We start from the raw sequence: 20,367 nt of genomic DNA, 5'->3' as shown, positions 1-20,367 counted from the left end.
TTCTTAGCATCCGGATCAGTAGGCAGGAAGCACAAAGGCACGTCGTCCCTATAAAACGAATGCAGACCGGAAAAATTAGCGAATGAGAAGAACTGTCAGGCGGGAGGCAGAGCGGGGATTTCTCGGGCACGACAAATCAAAGGTGGGAGCGAGCCTGCTCGCGAAAGCGGTATGTCAGGCAATGAAAATGCTGACTGTTGCGACGCTTTCGCGAGCAGGCTCGCTCCCACAGGTTATAAGGTGTTCAGGCAGTCGCGGCCATGGCGTGGCGGCGATGATGCACATCGAGCTGATCCTTGATCACCTTCAATACCTTCGCTTCATGCTCATGAATAAAGAAGTGCCCACCCGCGAGCATGTCCACCGAGAAGCTGCCACGGGTTTCCTTGCTCCAGCCGATCAATTGCTCGGTGGTGGCGCGATCTGCCTTGCCGCCGAGCACATGCACCGGGCAGTTGAGCAGCGGTCGCGCCAGCGGCTCGAACTTGCCGCACAACAGGAAATCCGCGCGCAGGATCGGCAAGGTCAAGCTCATCAGCTCTTCGTTGGCCAGCACTTCCTCGCTGGTGCCATTGAGCGTGCGCAGTTGTTCGATCAACTCGGCGTCGGTCTTGGGCTCGGCAAAGCCGCGATCGTAATCGGCACGCAGGGTCGGCGCCGCCGTGCCGGAAGCGAACATCGCCACCGGTTCCGGGCAACCCAGCGCACGCAGGGCGTGCGCCATTTCGCAGGCCAGCAACGCGCCAAGGCTGTGGCCGAACAGTGCATAAGGGACTTTGAGTGTCGGGCGCAGCTCCTTGGCCAGTTGCATCGCCAATGCACGCATGTCGGTATGCAGTGGCTCGCCGAAACGTGCACCACGTCCCGGCAGCTCAACCGGTTGCAACTGCAACCACTGCGGCAGTTTCGGCCGCCAGCGGCTGTAGACCATGGCACTGGCGCCGGAATACGGCAGGCACAGCAGGGTCAGCTTGGTCACCACGCTTTCCTCGAAAAATTCACTTGTAGAGAGAAACGGATCCCGTGGCGGTTAAATTAGTCGTCGACCGGTAAATTCCCCCCGCAGGTGCTCGTTAACTGTTCAGGCCAAAACCAATAACGAGGATTCACCGTGGACCTGCAGAGCATCCTGGGCAAGCTGTTCGCCAATGCCGGTGCCGTCGGCATCGAAGGCGTTTTTCAATTCGTGTTTGGTCCGCAGCAGGCCTACTGGTCCGAGGTCAAGGCCAGCAGCCGCACCGAGCCCGGACGCCACGCCAGCCCGGACGTGACCATTGAAGTCGCCGAGCGCGATTTCCTCGGGATCATGAGCGGCATGGCCAACGTCGAAGAGCTGTTCGCCAGCGGGCGCCTGAAAATCGGCGGCAACATGGGCCTGGCAACGATGCTGCCGCAGATTATCGAACATGCGATGCACGGTGGCGCCGTGGCGGAAAAAGTCGACATGAACAAGCGCTACCCGACTCCGCCGCGCTTCAGCGAAAAACTCACTGCCAGCCTGCCGACCCAAAGCAGCGTCGAACGCCTTGCCCGCAGTGATCTGTCGGTCGCCGAATTCAACAGCCGCTACCTGCCCAATGGCATTCCGGTGGTGATCAGCAATGCGCTGCACGACTGGCCACTGTTCAAGCTCAGCCGCGAAGAATCGCTGGTGCATTTCGCCGAGCTGCAAGGCATCACTCGCCATGGCGACTACGTGAAGAAGACCTTCTCCACCGAACGTGATTTCCGCTCCACGTCGATGGCCGACTTCATCGCCTCGCTGGATCAACCGGCGGTCAAAGGTGCGAATGGCGAACCACCCGCCTACATGGGCAACAACATCCTGCCGGCGCAATTGATGCAGCAGATCAAGTACCCGCCCTACTTCGACACCTCGCTGTTTATTCCGCCGCGAATCTGGATCGGGCCGAAAGGCACGTTGACGCCGTTGCATCGTGACGACACCGACAACCTCTTCGCGCAGGTTTGGGGGCAGAAGACCTTCACCCTCGCCGCGCCGCATCACCGTGAAGCGCTGGGGACCTGGTCGACGGCGCCCAAGGGTGGTCTGGATGGCTGTGATTTCAACCCGGATGCGCCGGACTACGAGCGTTTTCCTGCCGCCCGCGACGTGACATTTCTGCGGGTGACGCTGGAGGCTGGGGATTTGCTGTTTTTGCCGGAGGGCTGGTTCCATCAGGTGGAATCGGTGTCGACATCACTGTCGGTGAATTTCTGGGTGAATTCGGGACGGGGCTGGTAAACAGTTGCCACCTCTACTTTGTAGGAGCTGTCGAGTGAAACGAGGCTGCGATCTTTTGACTTTAACGATCAAGATCAAAAGATCGCAGCGTGCCGCGACCCCTACTTGAGATGGCGGTAACTCTGGATTGCCGAGCCAAGCACCACGGCCCCCGCCACAATCGCCAGCCAGAAACCGCTGCGCGCACCGAAGGCGTCCACCAGCCAACCGGAGCCGGCGGCCCCGACAGCCACGCCGATACTCAAACCGGTCACCAGCCAGGTCAACCCTTCGGTGAGTTTGGCCGCTGGCACAATGCGTTCAATCAACGCCATCGCCACAATCAGCGTCGGCGAGAAGAACAGCCCCGCAACGAACACGGCCAGCGACAAGCCAAAAATATTGCTCGCCAGCAACAGCGGCAATGTCGTCACCGCCGTCGCCACGCCGCCGTACAGGAACAACTGCGGCAATGGCAATTTCGAGCGCATCGCACCGAAGGCGATGCCGGCCAGGCACGAACCGATCGCGTACACCGACAGCACGATGCTCGCGGCCGCCGGCTGCCCTTGCTGTTGGGCAAACGCAACGCTGACTACATCAATCACGCCGACAATAACGCCCATGGCGATCATCAGCGCCAGCAGTAATTGAACGTCGGTCGAAGCAATGATCGAGCCCTGATCTTCGGACGAGTGCGGATGCACCGGCGGTTCGGTGCTGCGCTGGGCGACAAACGCTGTCACGCCGATCGCCAGCGCCAGCAGCGCCGCCAGCGGTCCCGCCTCGGGAAACACCGCCACGCACAACCCCACCGACAATGGCGGGCCGACGATAAAGCACACTTCATCCAGCACCGACTCCAGCGCATAGGCCGTCTGCAATTGCGGCTGACCGCGATAGATCTCGGTCCAGCGCGCACGCACCATTGCCGACATGCTCGGCATGCACCCGGCCAGCGCGGCGAAGATGAACAGCGTCCAGTTTGGCGCTTGCAACCGCGTGCACAGCAGCAACATCAGCAGTGCGCCGCCGCCGATCAATGCCGACACCGGGAGAATTTTCCCCTGCCCGAAGCGGTCCACCAGTCGCGACACCTGCGGCGCGCAAAACGCCGTGGCCAGAGCAAACGTCGCCGCCACACCACCGGCCAACGCATAGCCGCCCTTCAACTGCGAGAGCATGGTGATCACGCCGATACCGGTCATGGAGATCGGCATGCGCGCGATCATTCCGGCCAGGACAAAATTGCGTGCGCCGGGGGCGGTGAATAATTCGCGGTAGGGGTTTGCCATGGGTGCTGCCTCATCAGGGGCCGCCAAGTTGCCATAAGGCTTGCAGGTCGCAAAGCGCACAATTGTTGGTGGAATGTGAAGGTGCTCGACTACGGCCTGCGGTTCGACTCATGCGCTGACGACCGATGCCTGATACAGCCGAAATGGCCGTCAACCTCTCGAATCACAACGACCATTTGTCGAAAACCTGGCAGACCTGTCAGATCTGACAGGTGCCTTGTTCCGCCACACAAGTTTTCATTAATCCGTCGCTCAACTGCGCAGCGCTCCTGATGAACAGGCAACGTGCATGGGAACTATCTGGCAGCAAACATACTCGGGAGCCCTGCCATGGATGAACAGCTCATTCTCGTCTCACCCAAGGATCGCCAGACCGGCGTGGCCGCAAAAATGCAAGTGCATCACCAGGGCCTGCGCCATCGGGCGTTTTCCATTCTGCTGTTCGATCCGCAGGGCCGGCTGCTGATGCAGCAACGCGCGCTGGGCAAATATCATTCCGGCGGGTTATGGACCAACACCTGCTGCGGGCATCCTCGCGCGGGCGAACGGACGGCAGTCGCTGTCAACCGTCGACTGCAGGAAGAAATGGGCATGACCTGCAAGCTGCACAAAGTCGCCTCGATGCTCTACCACGAGCAAGTGTCCGATCAACTGATCGAGCATGAGTTCGATCATGTGTTTGCCGGTATCAGTCAGACCGATCCGGTGGCCAATCCTGATGAAGCCGAAAGCTGGGAGTGGCTGGCGCTACCGCAAATCGCGGAGCGCATCGAGCAGACGCCCAACGTCTTCACGGTCTGGTTTCGGCGGATGTTCGAGCAGTTCGGGATAGAGGGGGTGCGAGGCTGGTTCGAGGCAGTGCGCGCGCGCACCGCTTCACCATCATCGCCGCCGCGAAACGTTGTTCGTATGGATTCGCCCTGGGCCATCCCACCGTTGTACTGCCCTGCTCCCTTTCGGGTCGATGCTGCGCTGGCCGAGGCAGTGGATGAACAGCTCATGCCATGGATCGAGCAGGTCGGGATCTTTCCGGGCCAACTCGAAAAAGTCCGCGCGATGGGCTTTGGGCGCTTCGCCATGCTGTGTCATACCGACACGGAGGATCCGGACCGTGTGTTGCTGGCAGCGCAATGTGTTGCCGCGCTGTTCGCCGTCGATGATTACTACTGTGATGATGAAAGAACCGGGGCTGAACCCAAACTGGTCGGCCCGCGCCTGTCCGTCGCGCTGGCCGCGCTGGAACCGGTTTATTTGAGCGAACGGTTTCGCCCTGGTCTGGCACAGGCTTTGTGTGGCGATCCGGTATTGGTCGCACTGCAGGCCTATCTGGCGCGGGTGGAGGCCTTCGCGAGACCTGCACAGGTCGCACGCGTACGCCATGAAATCATCGCCATGTTCGTAACCATGACAGCCGAAGCCGCCTGGCGCATCGAAGGACTCACACCGGCGCTCTGGGAGTACCTCGCCCACCGCCAGGTCAACAGTTTCCTCCCATGCCTGTCGCTCGTCGACATTGTCGGTGACTATGAATTGCCCGCCAATGTCTACAGCGCACCGCAAGTGCGGCGGGTGACGACACTGGCTGCCAGCGCCACGATCATTGCCAACGACCTGTTTTCGGCGTTGAAGGAACAGCAGGCCGGCATTGGTGATTTCAATTTACCGTTGCTGCTGATGCGTGAGCAGCAATGCTCGCCGCAACAGGCCATGGCGCAAAGCGCCGCTATCCATGACGAGATCATGCATCTGTATGAAGCCGCAGAGCTGGCCGTCTTGCCGGGCGCATCGCCGCTGCTCAAACGCTATTTGCGAGGAATCAAGAGCTGGCTGGCGGGCAATGTCGAATGGCATCGCACCAGTGGCCGTTATCAGGTGTGAAGGTGTCGAACTTTTCATGATTACGGATGAACTCTCGTCGCCGCCTGTCAGTCAGCTAGATAAGTCCTCGACTCAAGGCGCGACCCTGCATGCAAATCTCCCTCACCGGACAAGTAGCCCTGATCACCGGCGCCAGCTCCGGCATCGGCCACGCTGCCGCCAAAGCCCTCGCCGCTGCCGGCGCCGCAGTGGTCATCAACTACAACCGTCAGGCCGAACCGGCCGAAGCACTGGCCCGGCAGATCATTGCCGAGGGCGGTCAGGCGCTGGCCATCGGTGCCGACGTGTCAAAAGAAAACGAGGTTGAACGGTTATTTGCCGAAACCGTCGAGGCCTTCGGCTCGCTGGACATTCTGGTGGCCAACTCGGGCATGCAAAAAGACGCTGCCGCCGTGGACATGACCCTCGACGACTGGAACGCAGTGATCAGCGTCAACCTCACCGGGCAGTTCCTCTGCGCTCGCGCCGCCCTGCGCATCTTCAATCGCCAGGGCATTCGCGAAGGCGTGTCGCGCGCGGCCGGCAAGATCATCCACATGAGTTCGGTGCACCAGCGCATTCCTTGGGCCGGCCACGTCAACTATGCAGCGTCCAAGGGTGGCGTCGATCAATTGATGCAGACCCTCGCGCAGGAAGTCAGCCATCAACGCATTCGCATTAACGGCATCGCGCCGGGGGCGATTCGCACGGCAATCAACAAAGACGCGACCGAAGGCGCTGCCGGCGACAAGCTGCTGGAGCTGATCCCCTACGGACGCATCGGCGACGCGGAAGACATCGCCAACGCCGTGGTCTTTCTCGCCTCGGATGCCTCCGATTACATCGTCGGCACCACCCTGTTCATCGACGGCGGCATGAGCCTCTATCCGGAGTTTCGCGGCAATGGCTGAGCATCACCTGGAACGACAAAGTCCGATCGATGCCCATGGCATCATCGGTGACATGCGCAGTGCAGCGCTGATCAATGATCGCGGTAGCGTGGATTTCTTCTGCTGGCCGGAGTTCGACAGCCCGTCGATTTTCTGTTCGTTGCTGGACAGCCCCGACGCGGGGATTTTCCAGTTGGCGCCGGACTTGCCCGATGCGCGCCGCGAGCAGATTTACCTGCCTGACACCAATGTGCTGCAAACCCGCTGGCTGAGTGAGCGTGCGGTGGTCGAAGTCACCGATCTGTTGCCGGTGGCGGACAACGAGGACGATTTGCCGCTGCTGATGCGCCGGGTCCGCGTGGTCAGCGGTGAGGCGACCTTCCACGTGCGTTGCGCGGTGCGCCATGACTACGCGCGCGCCGACACCCGTGCACGGATGGACCAGCAAGCGGTGATTTTCAGTGCCGATGGGCAGCCATCGATGCGCCTGACCTCAGATCAGCCGTTGCACATCGAAACCGACGCAGCGGTTGCCTCATTTACCCTGAAACAGGATCAGACTGCTGCGTTCATGCTGGGTGGCGAAGACGATCCGCGTTTCGCGGCAGGTGCCGCGCAACTTTGCATGGAGCGCACGCTGAAGTTCTGGCGCGACTGGCTCGGTCAGTCAATCTATCGCGGACGCTGGCGCGAAATGGTCAACCGTTCGGCCCTTGCGTTGAAACTGCTCACATCGCGCAAACACGGCGCCATTCTCGCCGCCGCCACCTTCGGCCTGCCGGAAACGCCGGGGGGCGAACGCAACTGGGATTATCGCTACACATGGATCCGCGATGCCTCGTTCACGGTGTACGCGTTCATGCGCCTGGGTTTTGTCGGCGAAGCCAACGCTTATATGGGCTGGTTGCGCGGGCGGGTCAGCGACTGCTGTGGCGAACCGATGAAGCTGAACATTCTCTACGCCATCGATGGCCGTCAGGAATTACCGGAAACCGAACTTGATCACCTCTCGGGGCACGGCGGAGCAAAACCGGTGCGCATCGGCAACGGCGCTTACGATCAGATCCAACTCGATATCTTTGGCGAGCTGATGGACGCGGTGTATCTGGTCAACAAATACGGCGACGCAATTTCCCACGAAGGCTGGAAACACGTGCGCGAAGTGGTCGATCAAGTCTGTGAGACGTGGCAGACCAAAGACGTCGGCATTTGGGAGATGCGCGGTGAACAGCACCACTTTCTGCACTCGCGGCTGATGTGCTGGGTAGCGCTGGATCGGGCCATCCGACTGGCCTCGAAACGCTCGCTGCCGGCACCGTTTGCGCAGTGGGACCAGACCCGACAGGCGATCTACGCCGACATCTGGGACAACTTCTGGAATGAAGAGCGCGGGCATTTCGTGCAGTACAAGGGTGGCACGGCGCTGGATGGCTCGATGTTGCTGATGCCGCTGGTGCGCTTCGTCAGCGCCAAGGATCCGCGCTGGCTGTCGACGCTTGAGGCGATTGAAAAACATCTGGTGCGCGACGGCATGGTGTATCGCTATCGCAACGACGACAGCAATATCGATGGCCTGGCCGGCACCGAAGGCGCCTTCGCTGCGTGCTCATTCTGGTACGTCGAATGCCTCGCCCGCGCCGGCCAAGTGGAAAAAGCGCATCTGGAGTTTGAGCAACTGCTGCGTTACGCCAACCCGCTGGGCTTGTACGCCGAGGAATTCGACAGCCATGGCCGGCATTTGGGCAATACACCGCAAGCGCTGACGCATCTGGCGTTGATCAGCGCGGCGAGTTTTCTGGATCGTCGGTTGAGTGGGGAAAAGAGTGAGTGGCAGCCGTAATGTTCGCCAGTGGTTGTAGGAAATAGTCCACAAAACGAAGACCTTGTAGGACCCCTGTGGCGAGGGGATTTATCCCCGATGGGCTGCAAAGCAGCCCCAAAACCCTCCAACCCATTCCCCCAGAAGTACCGGGTTTTCTCACTTCGGGGCTGCTGCGCAGCCTATCGGGGATAAATCCCCTCGCCACAAATTCGCATGGCAATGGACTACAGGTGATCAACATCCTCCGCGTCCACCCTCCCCCGAACCTCGCAGTCACACCCGGAAATACCCTGTTGCCAGCTGTTACATCCCCCCCTACCATCCACCGCAACGGGCACAGCGGAGCTGTCCAATAAAACCCGAATTCAAGGAACCAGAATGTCCCAGCACGTCCAGCGCACAATCGACACGCCCCTTCGCAGCGGCCTGACCCGCAGCCAACTCTGGGAAGCCGCGGACAAAGGCCTGATCAAATGCTGGGAAATCGGCCGCCAACGCGCCACCCGCTTCCCCGACCTCGCCCAACGCTGCCTCGCCGACGAACTGCCAGTGCTCGGCTGGAAAGGTGGCGTGAGCCGCAGCCTGAAGAAAACCGAAAAATATGGCTCGTTGAAGTATCTGGCGCAGTGGCAAGGCTTGCGCGGCGAGGATCTGGATATTGATATGAGCGAAGAACGTTCGTTGACCTGTTCGCGGACGAAGATGCGGGTGACGTTTACTCCGGATCGGACGAAGTATTTCAATCAGGTGGCGGAAGCCGAGGCTTAAGGAGAAGCAGCGATGGTCGATTTGCATCAGGAATTTCATAACAGCCGTTTCTTTCACGAAGCGCGGATTGACAGGCGTTCGGCCGACGCACTGGCAGGGGTCGCTGCCGGGCTAGCCGCTGATGGCAAGATCAATCAGCAGGAAGCCGAGTTTCTCAAGACCTGGATCGAAACCCACTTGGTTCACTTGGGGGATCCGGTGGTAAATATTCTCTACAAGCGTCTTGGGGGCATGCTTAGCGACGGTGTACTGGATGCCGATGAATCGGTGGAATTGCTGGAGATTCTTCATCAGTTCGCCGGCCTGCCAGTGGGCGCAGCACAAACCTTCAGCGTGCCCAACAGCCTGCCGCTCGATAGTCCAGCCCCATCCCTGGACTGTGCCAATCGTGTTTTTCTGTTTACCGGTGTTATGGCTTACGGGCCGCGCAAAGCGTGTGAATCGCTGATCGTAGAACGCGGCGGAATGATTGGTGCAGGTGTCAGCAAGAAAATCCATTATCTAGTGATCGGCAGCATCGGCAATGAACAGTGGCTGCACAGCAGCTATGGTACGAAGATCAAAAAAGCCGTTGAGCTGAGAGACAGCGGCGTGCCGATCGCCATCATCAGTGAAGATCATTGGGAGAAGGTGTTGTTCGGATAACAGGAGCCCGGTATGAGTGGAAAAGCGATTCTGTTCTGCAAAACCGCTAGCCTGACCATTGCCTATGAGGCGCATGGCCCGGAAACCGGTGCGCCGGTGATCCTCCTTCACGGCTTCCCCTATTCCCCTCGCGCTTACGACGAAATCGCGCCGCTCCTCGCCGCTCAGGGTTACCGAGTCGTCGTTCCGTACCTGCGCGGTTACGGGCAGACTCGCTTCAACGATGCACAAACACTGCGCTCAGGCCAGCAAGCCGCACTCGCCCAGGATTTGCTGAATTTGATGGATGCACTCTCCATCGAACAAGCCACGCTCTGCGGGTATGACTGGGGTGGTCGCGCGGCATGTATCGTCGCGGCGTTATTTGCGGAACGAGTGCGCGGCTTGGTGACCGGTGATGGCTACAACCTGCAGGACATCCCCAACTCGATTCGACCGCTGGATCCCGAGACCGAACATCGGCTCTGGTATCAGTATTACTTCCACACGCCACGTGGCGTTGAGGGCCTGACGCACAATCGTCGGGAGTTTTGTGAGCTGCTCTGGAGGCTTTGGTCTCCGACCTGGTCGCACGCCGCCAAGCGTTTCCCCCTGACTGCGCCTGTCTTCGACAACCCCGATTTCGTTGACGTGGTGATCCACTCCTATCGCCACCGCTTCATGTACGTCGCGGGAGATCCGGCGTTTGAGTTGATGGAAGATTTGCTGGCTCGGCAACCGACCATTAGCGTGCCGACCATTTCTTTGTGCGGTGCCGACGACGGTGTCGGCCCTGCACCACAAGAGGATGAAGACGCAGAGCATTTCACCGGCTTCTATGAGCGGCGTGTGTTGCCCGATGTCGGCCATAACATTCCCGAGGAAGCCCCTGAACAAACCCTCAAGGCATTACTGGATCTGTTGCAGCACTGACCGAAAACCGCTCGCGATAAGCCTGCGGCGTTACGCCAATCGCCCGCAGAAAACTACGACGCAACGTCTCTTCACTGCCAAACCCGCAATTGGCGGCGATGCGTTTGACCGGCAGACCAGTGTCACTGAGCAATCGCCGGGCGGTTTCGACGCGGATCATTTCGATGGCCCGCGCCGGGGTCTGGCCGGTGTCGGCGCGGTAATGGCGGACGAAACTGCGTTCACTCATGCCGGCCTGCTCGGCAAGGGTCGGCACGCCAAGGTCGCAGGTGAGGTTCTCGGCGATCCACGCGTGCAACTCATCAAAACGATTGCCCTGATTCTGCAACGACAAAGTCACGCTGAACTGCGATTGCCCGCCCGGGCGCTTTAGGAACACCACCAGATGGCGGGCGACATCCAATGCGATGTCGCTGCCCAGATCTTCTTCGACCATTGCCAAAGCCAAGTCGATGCCGGCGGTGACACCTGCCGAGGTCCACACCGGGCCGTCGTTGATGAAAATCGGATTCGCCTCAACGTGCAGATTGGGGTGTTGCTGCGCCAGTTGTTCACAACGGGTCCAGTGGGTAACCACGCGACGCCCATCCAGCCAGCCACTGGCGGCCAGCAAAAAAGCACCTGTGCACACCGAGGCCACGCGCCGACATTTACCGCCGTGCTCGCGTACCCAATCCACCAAAAGAACATCTTCAGCGGCAGGATAAATCCCCCAGCCGCCGGCGATGATCAATGTGTCGCTGGGTTCCTGCGGCAAAGGCTCGGCCAGCACCGCCAAGCCTGCCGACGACATCACCGCCCCGCCGCCGTTGGCAATCACGCTCGGTGCATAAGGGATCGGCAAGCCGCGCTGGCGGGCAAGGTCGTTGGCCGAGGCGAACACCTGCAGCGGCCCGGTGACGTCGAGGATCTGCATGTTGGCAAACGCGAGTACGTGGATGGCTTTGGGCATTTGGCGTAATTCGTGGGGTGATTGGCGTATACGCCAGAACCTACGCGCCTACAGTGAAGCCGTCCACCCCTTTTCATGGAGCAAGAACGATGACGTTGCAGATCGGTTTTCTGTTGTTTCCACAGGTTCAGCAACTCGACCTGACCGGCCCTTATGACGTGCTTGCCTCGTTGCCGGACGTACAGGTGCATCTGATCTGGAAGGATCTGATGCCGGTCACCGCCAGCACCGGGCTGCTGCTGAAACCGACCACCACATTCGAGGATTGCCCGTGTCTGGATGTGATCTGCATTCCCGGTGGCGGCGGTGTCGGGCCGTTGATGGAAGACGCGCAGACGCTGGACTTCATCAAACGCCAGGCCCTTCAGGCGAAGTACGTGACATCGGTGTGCACCGGTTCGCTGGTCCTCGGCGCGGCGGGCCTGCTGCAAGGCAAACGCGCGACCACGCATTGGGCGTATCACGATCTGCTGCCGACGCTGGGTGCGATTGCGGTGAAAGATCGGGTGGTGCGTGACGGCAATCTGTTTACCGGTGGCGGGATTACGGCGGGGATCGATTTTGCCCTGGTATTGGCTGAAGAGTTGGTGGGTGCCGACGCGGCGCAACTGATCCAGTTGCAACTGGAATATGCCCCGGCACCGCCGTTCAATTCCGGCAGCCCGGAGACTGCGCCGGGTGCGGTTGTCGATGAGGCCCGTTTGCGTGCAGCGCCATCGCTGAAGCTACGTACGGAAATTACCGAGCGCGCTGCCGCCAAACTCAACTTGCACTGATTCGTCAGCCAAATACAAAAGCCTGTAGGAGTGAGCCTGCTCGCGATAGCGGTGGATCAGCCAACATCTGCGTTGAATGACACACCGCTATCGCGAGCAGGCTCACTCCTACAGTTGATCGGGTTACCAAGGATATTTGGGTTGTCCCCGATCACCGCCACACCTTCACTTGTCCCCAAGCCCTCGCCCGTGTAGAAAGCGCTTCCACAAATTCTGCACAGGGACTTTCGATGAAGGCTTTGCCATGGCTCTATCTGGCGCTTCTCAGCCTCGGTTATGGATGGGCGCTGAGCTACGGCCACCTCGGCTGGCTCGCTTTGATTTCCGTGGGGCTGCTGGTGTTCGCCGGTTTTGCCGTGCGCCAGCAACAGGTGCCGGTCGCGCGTTTTCTTGGTCATGGGCTGTTCATCGTGTTGGCCGTGGCGTTGGCGCTGCACTGGTTACCGGGTTTCGCCAACGGTCGGGCTATCGATCCGCAGCGCTTCACCGACAACGCCGTGCCGTTCTCGATGTACCTGAATCTGGATAAACCGCTGATTGGTTTCTGGCTGCTGCTGGTGTGCCCGTGGATTGTCGGCCGCCGTTCGTTGCGCCTGAGCGTCTACGCCACCGCCCTCGCCCTGACGCTGAGCGCGGTTCTGGCCCTCGGCGGCGCGCTGTTGCTGGGTGTGATTGCCTGGGCGCCGAAGTGGCCGGATCAGGCATGGCTGTGGGTGCTCAATAATCTGCTACTGGTGACCTTGGTCGAGGAAGCGCTGTTTCGCGGCTATATACAGGGCGGCCTCAGCCAGCGCTTCAAACAGCTGCCATACGGCGACAACCTCGCCCTGCTGCTGGCCTCGTTGCTGTTTGGTCTGGTGCACGCCGGCGCGGGCTGGACCTGGGTGTTGCTGGCAGGGCTGGCGGGGGTCGGCTATGGTCTGGCCTATCGTTTTGGCGGACTCGGCGCGGCGATCGTCACGCATTTCGGCCTGAACCTGCTGCATTTCGGCCTGTTCACCTATCCGATGCTCGCCGGCTGAAGCAAGCGCCGTTTTGCGACGCCGTGCTGATTATTGAAAAATAATTTCAATAAAAAGCTGTCACCGCCGACAACCTTTCAAAGCCTTGCGGATTGAAAAACCATGCGTAATAACCAGCCCATTACACAACGCGAACGGACTTTCCCGGCTCAGCAGCGGTTGATTTCCACAACCGACGCCAAGGGCGTGATCACCTACTGCAACGACGCTTTCGTCGAAATCAGCGGGTTTTCGCGTGAGGAACTGATCCGTGCGCCGCATTAGCTGGTCCGTCACCCTGTCGTGCCGGCTGCGGTGGGGTCGCACATGTGGGGCACGCTGACACACGGCTTGCCATGGATGGGCATTGTCAAGAATCGCTGCAAGACCGGTGACCATTACTGGGTTAACGCCTATGTCACACCGGTGTTCGACGGCAATCAGGTGGTCGGTTACGAGTCGGTGCGGATCAAACCCACCGCCGAACAGATCCGCCGTGCCGAAGCGCTCTACCAACGCATCAACCAAGGCAAGTCGGCGATCCCTTCCAGCGATAAATGGCTGCCAGTGCTGCAAGACTGGCTGCCGTTCATTCTGGTCAGCCAACTGAGCTTCGTGATCGGCGCGACCCTGAACTCGCAGTGGGGCTTCGCTCTCGCCGCCGGTCTGTCGGTGCCGCTGGGCCTGATGGGCCTGCAATGGCAGCAACGCGGGCTCAAGCGCCTGCTGCGTCTGGCCGAGCAGACCACCTCTGACCCGCTGATCGCGCAGATGTACACCGACAGCCGTGGCGCGCAGGCGCGTCTGGAAATGTCGATCCTCAGCCAGGAGGCACGCCTGAAAACCTGCCTGACCCGTCTGCAGGACACCGCTGAACACCTGACCGATCAGGCCAAGCAGTCTGACGCCTTGGCGCACAACAGCTCCACTGGTCTGGAACGTCAGCGCGTGGAAACCGAACAGGTCGCCACCGCCGTCAACCAGATGGCCGCGACCACGCAAGAAGTGGCGAGCCACGTCCAGCGCACTGCTGACGCCACTCAGGAAGCCAATCGCCTGACCGGTCGTGGCCGTGACATCGCCGGGGAAACTCGCGAAGCCATTCAGCGCTTGTCGGTGGTGGTCGGGGAAACTGGTTTGACCGTGACCCAACTGGCCAAGGACAGCGACGAAATCGGCGGCGTGGTTGATGTGATCAAAGGCATCGCCGACCAGACCAACCTGCTCGCGCTCAACGCCGCCATCGAAGCTGCACGTGCTGGCGAGATGGGCCGTGGCTTCGCGGTAGTAGCTGACGAAGTGCGTCAACTGGCGCAACGCACCAGCGAATCGACCGGGCAGATTCATGCCCTGATCGCCAAGTTGCAGCAGACCGCGTCCAGCGCCGTGCAAACCATGGAAGCCGGGCATCGCCAAGCGGAAGAAGGTGTGGCGCGGGTGCTGGAAGCGGATCAGGCACTGGTCGGCATCAGCGAAGCGGTGGCCAACATCACCGACATGACCACGCAGATTGCGGCGGCGACGGAAGAGCAAAGTGCGGTGGCTGAAGAGATCAGCCGCAACATCAGCAATATTTCGGAGTTGGCGGATCAGACGTCGGAACAGGCGCATAACTCGGCGTTGCTGAGTGAAGAGCTGACCAAAACGGCCAACACGCAGTACTCGTTGGTGGAGCGGTTTAACCGCTAACAGCAAAAAGATCGCAGCCTGCGGCAGCTCCTACAGATAATCCGTGTAGGAGCTGCCGCAGGCTGCGATCTTTTTGAATTCTCCTGCAAGGTTTTCGGTATCAGATTGCCGTTCGGGCGCAGGATCACCGAAGACACAATCACCCCCGGGTAATCATTTAGCCGTTGCTTGAACGCGGGGGTGGTCAGGTCAGGTGTGGACGGATTGCTCTTTTTCGCCAACGACCCCGTGCTTTTGATATCCGGCCCGTGGCACAGCGCGCATCGCTGGGAATCTCTCGCAATAGAGCGCGAGACGTCAGCGTGTGGGGCTGTGTGTGTCCAGCGAGTTTTCCGATGCGCGCTTCCACCTGCTGGCGGCAGCGGCATTCAGGCGCCGGAACTCGATCGCCGCGATAGTGGCACATTAATAGCCATCACCCCTTCAGAATTCCTGCATGCGGACGACAACCTCCGCAAGTCCGTTTCTTGTTGTGAGTCCTTCATGAAGAAGATCGCTGTCCTGATGTTCGCCGTTCTGTTCCTGGCCGGATGCGCCAACCAGAAATTCAAGCCCGAATACCGTACCCAAATCCACACCGTGAAAATCCTTGCGGTGTCATGGAAACCCCGGGAAATGAGCTATATGGGCCGCGAACAAGCATGGGGCGCCGCCATTGGCGCGGGCGTCGGCACCGGCGTAGGTCTGGCGGCGGGCGCTGGCAAAATCGGTACGGCGGCACTCGGCGGTGCCGGTTTTGCCGCTGGTATGAAGGCCGGCGACTTGGCCTCCATGTCGACCGTCGATGCGATCCTGTACAACATGGAAACCGCCAACATCAACCTCGGCGACTTGGTGAAAACGAGCTTCGAAGAAAAACTCGCCGCCAGCGGCCGCTTCAAAATCGTCGGCGACAACGAACCGGCGGACGCGCAGATTGAACTGACCGTATTCAACTGGGGCTTCGCCCTGACCCAGGGCTTCAGCAGCGTGGTTTACCCGACCATCGCGGTCAACGGCGTGATGAAGCGCGGCGACGAGTTGATCTGGCAGCGCAACGAGCCGATCACCGCGTTTAACGGCGCCAACACCTACGGTTATGAGCCGCTGCGCTATCGCACTGAACCGGAACTGGTACGCACCGCGTTGACCGGTGTTTCGCAGATTGTCGGCGACTATCTGGTCAAGGATTTGAACGAGTAAGGGTGATGGCGCTGCGCTGAGCCCAAGCAGAGCTATATGAATCGTAATGCCTCTTTCAATCGATCCCCCGGAGAGTTCCGTGCAGCGCATCATTCTTTGCATCAGCACATTGCTGCTGGCCGCTTGCGTCACCCAGCCCAAAAATATCGACCGCCAGGCAGTGTTGCTGGCCCAGCCGTTGACGCCCAACAGCCTGATGCGTGAAGGCGACGTCATCAACTTTCAGGTGATCGAGCCGCGCGATCCGCAATCCGTGGTGGTACAGCGCTTCCAGTACTCGGCGGCCTGCAGCACGGCGCAGATCAACGAAGTGTATTCATTCCTGTTGATGCGCCACATTTATCCGGGCAATCCGGGTCACTATGCGCCGGCGAGGGCGTTGCCCGAGCGTTACCACGCCACACTGCTGAACAACCGCGACTTCCTCCAGGCATGCAAAAACCTGCCCGTCGCCGATTGGCGCAAAGTGGCGGAAGACGACACGGGTCGCTGGTTGCTGGTCGATAAAAACAACCTGCAAAACAAGGCCGGGCAAGTCGATGTATGGATGGCCTACGACGAGCCGAAAACCCGCCTCAACCTGGTCAATAGCGCACCGTTCACCCAAACTCGCGAGCATTACACGTTCGATTGCGCCACACGCAATTCCACGCTGCTGGCCCGCTATTTCCTCAACGCCGACAACCAGGTCACCGACGGCAAAATCGACATGTTCCCCGAGACCAAAGTAATCACGGCGTCCGAGGCGGACAAGTCAAAGATGGTTGAACTGGTGTGCAACGCACCAACGTCCATCGCCAGCCTGCCGGCGCTGACCCGACGCAGCAAAGCGGCGGTAGATGCCAACGCTATCCCCGACATCAGCCCGAACGTGCTGAAAAACATCGAACAGCTGCACCTGCCGAAACCACTCAAGACCCTGACTTACCTGGACCTCGCCGGAACCGCCAGCAATAGCAAAAAGAGCTGGCCGGAACGCACCGAATACTTCATTTCCACCGACCCGGTCACCCAACAACTGAGCATTGACCATAAGAGCGAAAACCTCGTCGGCCATCAAATCAGCTGGCGCGGCCTGCTCACCCTGTCCGGTCGGGAACAGGCCAAACTGTCCCGCAACACCCTTGTGATCGACAATTTGAGTTTCCGAGGTGATTGGCAGCAAATGCGCGTCGGCAGCCAACTGGGCTACACCCGCCAAGGCAGCATCAACAGCAACCTGATCGGCTCGCTGGGGGAAGAACCGGTTACCGTGGATTGCACCGTCGACAGCGAGTCACCCGCCAAACTGCTGAACCCGGCGTTGAGTGGTAACGCCAAAGCGATCAGTTGCCGTGATCAGCGCAAGAGCTTGAAGCCCGTGCCGATGGATCATTATTACTATCTGGTGGATTACGGTTTTTTCTATCACGCCAGTACGGATAAAGGCGACGGGATTGCGGTGGATATGCACGTGCAAAGCGTGAAGTAGGCGGCGACGGGTGCCTCATCGCGAGCAGGCTCACTCCTACAGGGGATCGTTGTCGGGCTCACAATCTGTGATCACCGCAGATCCAATGTAGGAGCGAGCCTGCTCGCGATGAGGCCATAACAGCCGGCGAAATTACTGAGGCAACTTCAGCTTATCCAACAGTCGATTGACCAACAGTTCGTTGAGCATGATCACCTGTTGCAGCGCCAGCAGCGGCTTGCGTTCCGGGCCGCCGATTGAGTTGGCGATGTTACCGGCCATGGCGTGGGCGTATGAAAGCGACTCGCTAGCCTCGACCAGGAGGGTTTCGTCATCCAGCGTGGGGTCGACGAGATAGACCGGGCGAAACTTGGGCGAGTTTGGCGGGGCCGCCAGGGCTTCTGGTCTGAGGTAGTAGTCGAGGGCGCGATCGATTGCTTCTTTTGTCTTTTGAGACTCAAGCGCTGGGTCGTGAGGGGTTGGGTCGGTGCCCGGAGGGTTTGGCGTGGCTTTGAACATAAATATCTAATTCCTGAACAAGGGCCGCGACCGTTCTCTACTAAAAGAAGGGTGGCGGCTGTGCGCAGGTTAGTAGACCGGAGGAATTAGCAAGACCGGCGCGCTCGAAAGCGCCCTGAGCACAGCCACCATTGAGTGCAGGCAAATGCGCCTGACTTAATGGGACCTATGCACTTACTAAAACCATACGGGCTACTAAACCCGACCACTGATGGGCAGTGGCAGGCAAACGATATAGCCCGCGCTATGGTCGTGTAAGCCGGCGGATTCTGGCGTACGCGTAGGTAACGGCGCAAGGTGTTGTAGGCCCGATGGCGTAACGGCTCGTGTACTTTAAACGCGCTCGCGGAATCATGTTTACGCACAGGAACTGCTGGGTAGTGAGGGCTTCCAGTTTTTTATCGTGTCAGCGAAATCGCCCCTCACCCTAGCCCTCTCCCAGAGGGAGAGGGGACTGATCGAGGTGTTTGGGAGAGTTACGCCGACGTGAAAGTCCGAGTTGAACGCAAATTTTGAGAGGCCCACCATCGGCTCCCTCTCCCTCGGGAGCGGGCTGGGCGGGCGGCGTTCCGATGAGGGGCAAGAGCACCACAAAACAAAAGCCGAACACCCGCTCTTCACCACTCAATAGGCCGAGTGTCAGCTCGCCTGCTCTTGATCTTGATCCACGGGCGACGTCGGAAGGCTGAGTGGAGGGATTGATCCGGGGGTGGGAGCGTAGCGACCGTTTGGCGCAGCCAAACACAGCGAGAGGAGGTGCAGCGAAGCAAACCGTAGGCGCTGCGCCCGGATCGCTCCCGGAGCGAAGGGACCCCGAGCCCCAGCGAGCGGGCCGTACGTAGGAGCAAGCCTTTTGGGTTACCTTTTCGGCGTTTGGAAAAGGTGACCCGCCGTAAGGGCGGAACCCTGAGTGGCCGTTACCGCAGGAAAGGATATGTACCCAAAACGAAAGACAGCAGCGCATCAAGATCCATCCCCCTCACCCCAGCCCTCTCCCCCAAGGGGGCGAGGGGGAAAGGGAGCCGATCTTATGCGGTTCGGGATCTCGGTTAACCCTTGAGAAACTCGGTTACTTTCTGCGCAGCGCTGGCCAAATGCTGTTCATGGGTAAACCCGGAAACCTTCAGTGGCTTCAGGTCATGATCCGCTGCCGCTAACCACGTCACCTCAATACTCGGTGACAAGGTGTAAGCCTCAACCGCCTCCCGATTGCCCAGCGCATCCCGCTCCCCCTGCACAATCAACGTCCGAGTCTGCAAAGAAGCCAAATGCTCAACCCGAGGCTTCTCCGGCTTCCCCACCGCATAAAACGGATAGCCCAGACACACCAAGGCATCCGCTTCCAATTCGTCAGCCAAAAGACTGGCCATCCGCCCGCCCATGGACTTCCCGCCAATGGCCAAAACCCCAGCGACATGACGCCGCACTTCGCCATACACCTCACGCCAGCATTCCTGCAGTTTGGCAGCAGGATTCGGCGGCCGCTTCACCCCATCCACCCGCCGCTGCGCCATATAAGGAAACTCAAACCGCAACACATTTACCCCAAGCCCGGCAAGGCGCCCAGCCATGTCGTTCATCCACTCGCTATCCATCGGCGCACCGGCACCGTGAGCCAGGATCAACGTCGCCGCAGCCTCACCACTGGCAGCATCCCAAAGCCACCCACGATCCCGCACACACTGCGCCCATTGATCCCCGTCAATACTGGCCTTGTGCTGTTTGTCCATGCTTGCCTCGCTTTTAGTCTGCCTATAACTCCAGACGAAGGATTCGCCGCGTGTCTTGCGCGCGCTCACTTCGGCTGAACCGTGGATGGGGAACCATGAACACTTCTATCAGTACCGCCTACAACTACAAGGTGGTCCGCCAATTCGCCATTATGACGGTGGTGTGGGGCATCGTCGGCATGGGGCTCGGGGTTTTTCTCGCGGCCCAATTGGTCTGGCCCGAACTCAACTTCAATTTGCCCTGGACCAGTTTCGGCCGTCTGCGCCCGCTGCACACCAACGCGGTGATCTTCGCGTTCGGTGGCTGTGCGCTGTTCGCCAGTTCGTTCTACTCGGTGCAACGCACCTGCCAGACCCAATTGTTTGCGCCAAAAATCGCCGTGTTCTGCTTCTGGGGCTGGCAACTGGTGATTCTATTGGCGGCGATCAGCCTGCCACTGGGTTACACCAGCTCCAAGGAATACGCCGAGCTGGAATGGCCGATCGACATCCTGATCACCATCGTCTGGGTCGCCTACGCCGTCGTGTTCTTCGGCACGATCATGCAGCGCAAGACCAAGCACATCTATGTGGGCAACTGGTTCTTCGGCGCGTTCATCATCACCGTGGCGATTCTGCACATCGTCAACAACCTTGAGTTGCCAGTGAGTTTCAC

At 59.8% G+C, this 20,367-nt stretch carries 18 protein-coding genes and 1 pseudogene; 13 read left to right on the top strand and 6 right to left on the bottom strand.

Annotated elements, in window-relative coordinates:
* Positions 1-244: 244 nt before the first annotated feature.
* Complete coding sequence (locus ACIPIZ_RS04375; RefSeq protein ID WP_105707960.1) at positions 245-982, bottom strand: thioesterase II family protein; 738 nt, start codon at positions 980-982, stop codon at positions 245-247.
* A 129-nt stretch (positions 983-1,111) separates the two neighbouring features.
* Here ACIPIZ_RS04375 and ACIPIZ_RS04370 point away from each other — a divergent pair, with 129 nt between their 5' ends.
* Complete coding sequence (locus ACIPIZ_RS04370) at positions 1,112-2,245, top strand: cupin-like domain-containing protein (RefSeq protein WP_401164266.1); 1,134 nt, start codon at positions 1,112-1,114, stop codon at positions 2,243-2,245.
* Between the two features lie 101 nt (positions 2,246-2,346).
* On the opposite strand, the gene ACIPIZ_RS04365 is transcribed toward ACIPIZ_RS04370, so the two are convergent.
* Positions 2,347-3,519, bottom strand: coding sequence for an MFS transporter (locus ACIPIZ_RS04365; protein ID WP_401164264.1), 1,173 nt, complete (start codon positions 3,517-3,519; stop codon positions 2,347-2,349).
* Positions 3,520-3,849: 330 nt separating this feature from the next.
* Between ACIPIZ_RS04365 and ACIPIZ_RS04360 the strand changes: the two genes are divergently transcribed.
* From ACIPIZ_RS04360 to ACIPIZ_RS04335, 6 genes are all read left to right on the top strand, one after another.
* The gene (locus ACIPIZ_RS04360; protein WP_105707954.1) at positions 3,850-5,397 is read left to right on the top strand and encodes a family 2 encapsulin nanocompartment cargo protein terpene cyclase; all 1,548 of its coding nucleotides are present in this window, start codon (positions 3,850-3,852) and stop codon (positions 5,395-5,397) included.
* 89 nt (positions 5,398-5,486) lie between these two features.
* Positions 5,487-6,287 carry a glucose 1-dehydrogenase gene (locus ACIPIZ_RS04355; RefSeq protein WP_122661752.1) on the top strand — a complete coding sequence of 267 codons (801 nt, stop codon included), beginning with the start codon at positions 5,487-5,489 and terminating at the stop codon, positions 6,285-6,287.
* Complete coding sequence (locus ACIPIZ_RS04350; protein ID WP_122854359.1) at positions 6,280-8,106, top strand: glycoside hydrolase family 15 protein; 1,827 nt, start codon at positions 6,280-6,282, stop codon at positions 8,104-8,106. Before ACIPIZ_RS04355 ends, ACIPIZ_RS04350 begins: the two co-directional genes overlap by 8 nt.
* A gap of 360 nt (positions 8,107-8,466) precedes the next feature.
* Positions 8,467-8,856 (top strand): hypothetical protein, encoded by a 390-nt coding sequence (locus ACIPIZ_RS04345; protein WP_064389797.1) that lies wholly within the window; start codon positions 8,467-8,469, stop codon positions 8,854-8,856.
* A 12-nt stretch (positions 8,857-8,868) separates the two neighbouring features.
* The gene (locus tag ACIPIZ_RS04340; RefSeq protein ID WP_401164259.1) at positions 8,869-9,501 is read left to right on the top strand and encodes a BRCT domain-containing protein; all 633 of its coding nucleotides are present in this window, start codon (positions 8,869-8,871) and stop codon (positions 9,499-9,501) included.
* A 12-nt stretch (positions 9,502-9,513) separates the two neighbouring features.
* Entirely contained in the window at positions 9,514-10,413 is a 900-nt protein-coding gene (locus ACIPIZ_RS04335) for an alpha/beta fold hydrolase (RefSeq protein ID WP_401164256.1), read from the top strand.
* Here the strand turns inward: ACIPIZ_RS04335 and ACIPIZ_RS04330 are convergent.
* Entirely contained in the window at positions 10,382-11,365 is a 984-nt protein-coding gene (locus ACIPIZ_RS04330) for a GlxA family transcriptional regulator (RefSeq protein ID WP_401164254.1), read from the bottom strand. The two genes, ACIPIZ_RS04335 and ACIPIZ_RS04330, sit on opposite strands and share 32 nt — an antisense overlap.
* Positions 11,366-11,454: 89 nt before the next feature.
* Here ACIPIZ_RS04330 and inhA point away from each other — a divergent pair, with 89 nt between their 5' ends.
* The 3 genes and pseudogenes from inhA (at position 11,455) to ACIPIZ_RS04315 (ending at position 14,831) form a co-directional block, all read left to right on the top strand.
* Positions 11,455-12,141, top strand: a complete 687-nt coding sequence (gene inhA / locus ACIPIZ_RS04325; RefSeq protein WP_150647161.1) for an isonitrile hydratase — start codon at positions 11,455-11,457, stop codon at positions 12,139-12,141.
* A 230-nt stretch (positions 12,142-12,371) separates the two neighbouring features.
* Positions 12,372-13,163: a CPBP family intramembrane glutamic endopeptidase gene (locus ACIPIZ_RS04320; protein ID WP_122854363.1), complete on the top strand. Its 792-nt coding sequence runs from the start codon at positions 12,372-12,374 to the stop codon at positions 13,161-13,163.
* Positions 13,164-13,265: 102 nt separating this feature from the next.
* Positions 13,266-14,831, top strand: a pseudogene (locus tag ACIPIZ_RS04315) (methyl-accepting chemotaxis protein).
* Here the strand turns inward: ACIPIZ_RS04315 and ACIPIZ_RS04310 are convergent.
* Positions 14,828-15,199, bottom strand: coding sequence for a hypothetical protein (locus tag ACIPIZ_RS04310; protein ID WP_401164251.1), 372 nt, complete (start codon positions 15,197-15,199; stop codon positions 14,828-14,830). The pseudogene ACIPIZ_RS04315 and the gene ACIPIZ_RS04310 overlap by 4 nt on opposite strands.
* A 115-nt stretch (positions 15,200-15,314) precedes the next feature.
* Here ACIPIZ_RS04310 and ACIPIZ_RS04305 point away from each other — a divergent pair, with 115 nt between their 5' ends.
* Positions 15,315-16,013 carry a hypothetical protein gene (locus ACIPIZ_RS04305; protein ID WP_122661757.1) on the top strand — a complete coding sequence of 233 codons (699 nt, stop codon included), beginning with the start codon at positions 15,315-15,317 and terminating at the stop codon, positions 16,011-16,013.
* A gap of 79 nt (positions 16,014-16,092) precedes the next feature.
* A complete protein-coding gene (locus ACIPIZ_RS04300; protein WP_401164250.1) occupies positions 16,093-17,484 on the top strand; it encodes a surface-adhesin E family protein in 1,392 nt (463 codons plus the stop codon).
* A 132-nt stretch (positions 17,485-17,616) separates the two neighbouring features.
* Here the strand turns inward: ACIPIZ_RS04300 and ACIPIZ_RS04295 are convergent, their stop codons facing one another.
* Together ACIPIZ_RS04295 and ACIPIZ_RS04290 are read right to left on the bottom strand one after the other, a co-directional pair.
* Entirely contained in the window at positions 17,617-17,982 is a 366-nt protein-coding gene (locus ACIPIZ_RS04295) for a DUF6124 family protein (RefSeq protein ID WP_253484882.1), read from the bottom strand.
* Between the two features lie 1,049 nt (positions 17,983-19,031).
* Positions 19,032-19,712, bottom strand: a complete 681-nt coding sequence (locus tag ACIPIZ_RS04290; protein ID WP_401164248.1) for an alpha/beta family hydrolase — start codon at positions 19,710-19,712, stop codon at positions 19,032-19,034.
* Between the two features lie 95 nt (positions 19,713-19,807).
* On the opposite strand from ACIPIZ_RS04290, the gene ACIPIZ_RS04285 reads away from it, so the two are divergent.
* Positions 19,808-20,367, top strand: a 560-nt coding sequence (locus tag ACIPIZ_RS04285) for a cbb3-type cytochrome c oxidase subunit I (RefSeq protein ID WP_401164246.1), incomplete at its 3' end; no start/stop codon positions are given.

It is taken from the genome of Pseudomonas sp. NPDC087690, assembly GCF_044743175.1.
In the GTDB taxonomy this organism is placed as follows: domain Bacteria; phylum Pseudomonadota; class Gammaproteobacteria; order Pseudomonadales; family Pseudomonadaceae; genus Aquipseudomonas.
This window is presented reverse-complemented; position numbering and strand designations above follow the sequence as displayed.

Bases quoted from the DNA above. Each gene is read 5' to 3' on its own strand.
- ACIPIZ_RS04355 (WP_122661752.1), top strand. From the start codon at position 5,487: ATGCAAATCTCCCTCACCGGACAAGTAGCCCTGATCACCGGCGCCAGC.
- ACIPIZ_RS04290 (WP_401164248.1), bottom strand. From the start codon at position 19,712: ATGGACAAACAGCACAAGGCCAGTATTGACGGGGATCAATGGGCGCAG.
- ACIPIZ_RS04350 (WP_122854359.1), top strand. From the start codon at position 6,280: ATGGCTGAGCATCACCTGGAACGACAAAGTCCGATCGATGCCCATGGC.
- inhA (WP_150647161.1), top strand. From the start codon at position 11,455: ATGACGTTGCAGATCGGTTTTCTGTTGTTTCCACAGGTTCAGCAACTC.
- ACIPIZ_RS04360 (WP_105707954.1), top strand. From the start codon at position 3,850: ATGGATGAACAGCTCATTCTCGTCTCACCCAAGGATCGCCAGACCGGC.
- ACIPIZ_RS04345 (WP_064389797.1), top strand. From the start codon at position 8,467: ATGTCCCAGCACGTCCAGCGCACAATCGACACGCCCCTTCGCAGCGGC.
- ACIPIZ_RS04330 (WP_401164254.1), bottom strand. From the start codon at position 11,365: ATGCCCAAAGCCATCCACGTACTCGCGTTTGCCAACATGCAGATCCTC.
- ACIPIZ_RS04310 (WP_401164251.1), bottom strand. From the start codon at position 15,199: ATGCCGCTGCCGCCAGCAGGTGGAAGCGCGCATCGGAAAACTCGCTGG.
- ACIPIZ_RS04365 (WP_401164264.1), bottom strand. From the start codon at position 3,519: ATGGCAAACCCCTACCGCGAATTATTCACCGCCCCCGGCGCACGCAAT.
- ACIPIZ_RS04340 (WP_401164259.1), top strand. From the start codon at position 8,869: ATGGTCGATTTGCATCAGGAATTTCATAACAGCCGTTTCTTTCACGAA.
- ACIPIZ_RS04295 (WP_253484882.1), bottom strand. From the start codon at position 17,982: ATGTTCAAAGCCACGCCAAACCCTCCGGGCACCGACCCAACCCCTCAC.
- ACIPIZ_RS04320 (WP_122854363.1), top strand. From the start codon at position 12,372: ATGAAGGCTTTGCCATGGCTCTATCTGGCGCTTCTCAGCCTCGGTTAT.
- ACIPIZ_RS04335 (WP_401164256.1), top strand. From the start codon at position 9,514: ATGAGTGGAAAAGCGATTCTGTTCTGCAAAACCGCTAGCCTGACCATT.
- ACIPIZ_RS04305 (WP_122661757.1), top strand. From the start codon at position 15,315: ATGAAGAAGATCGCTGTCCTGATGTTCGCCGTTCTGTTCCTGGCCGGA.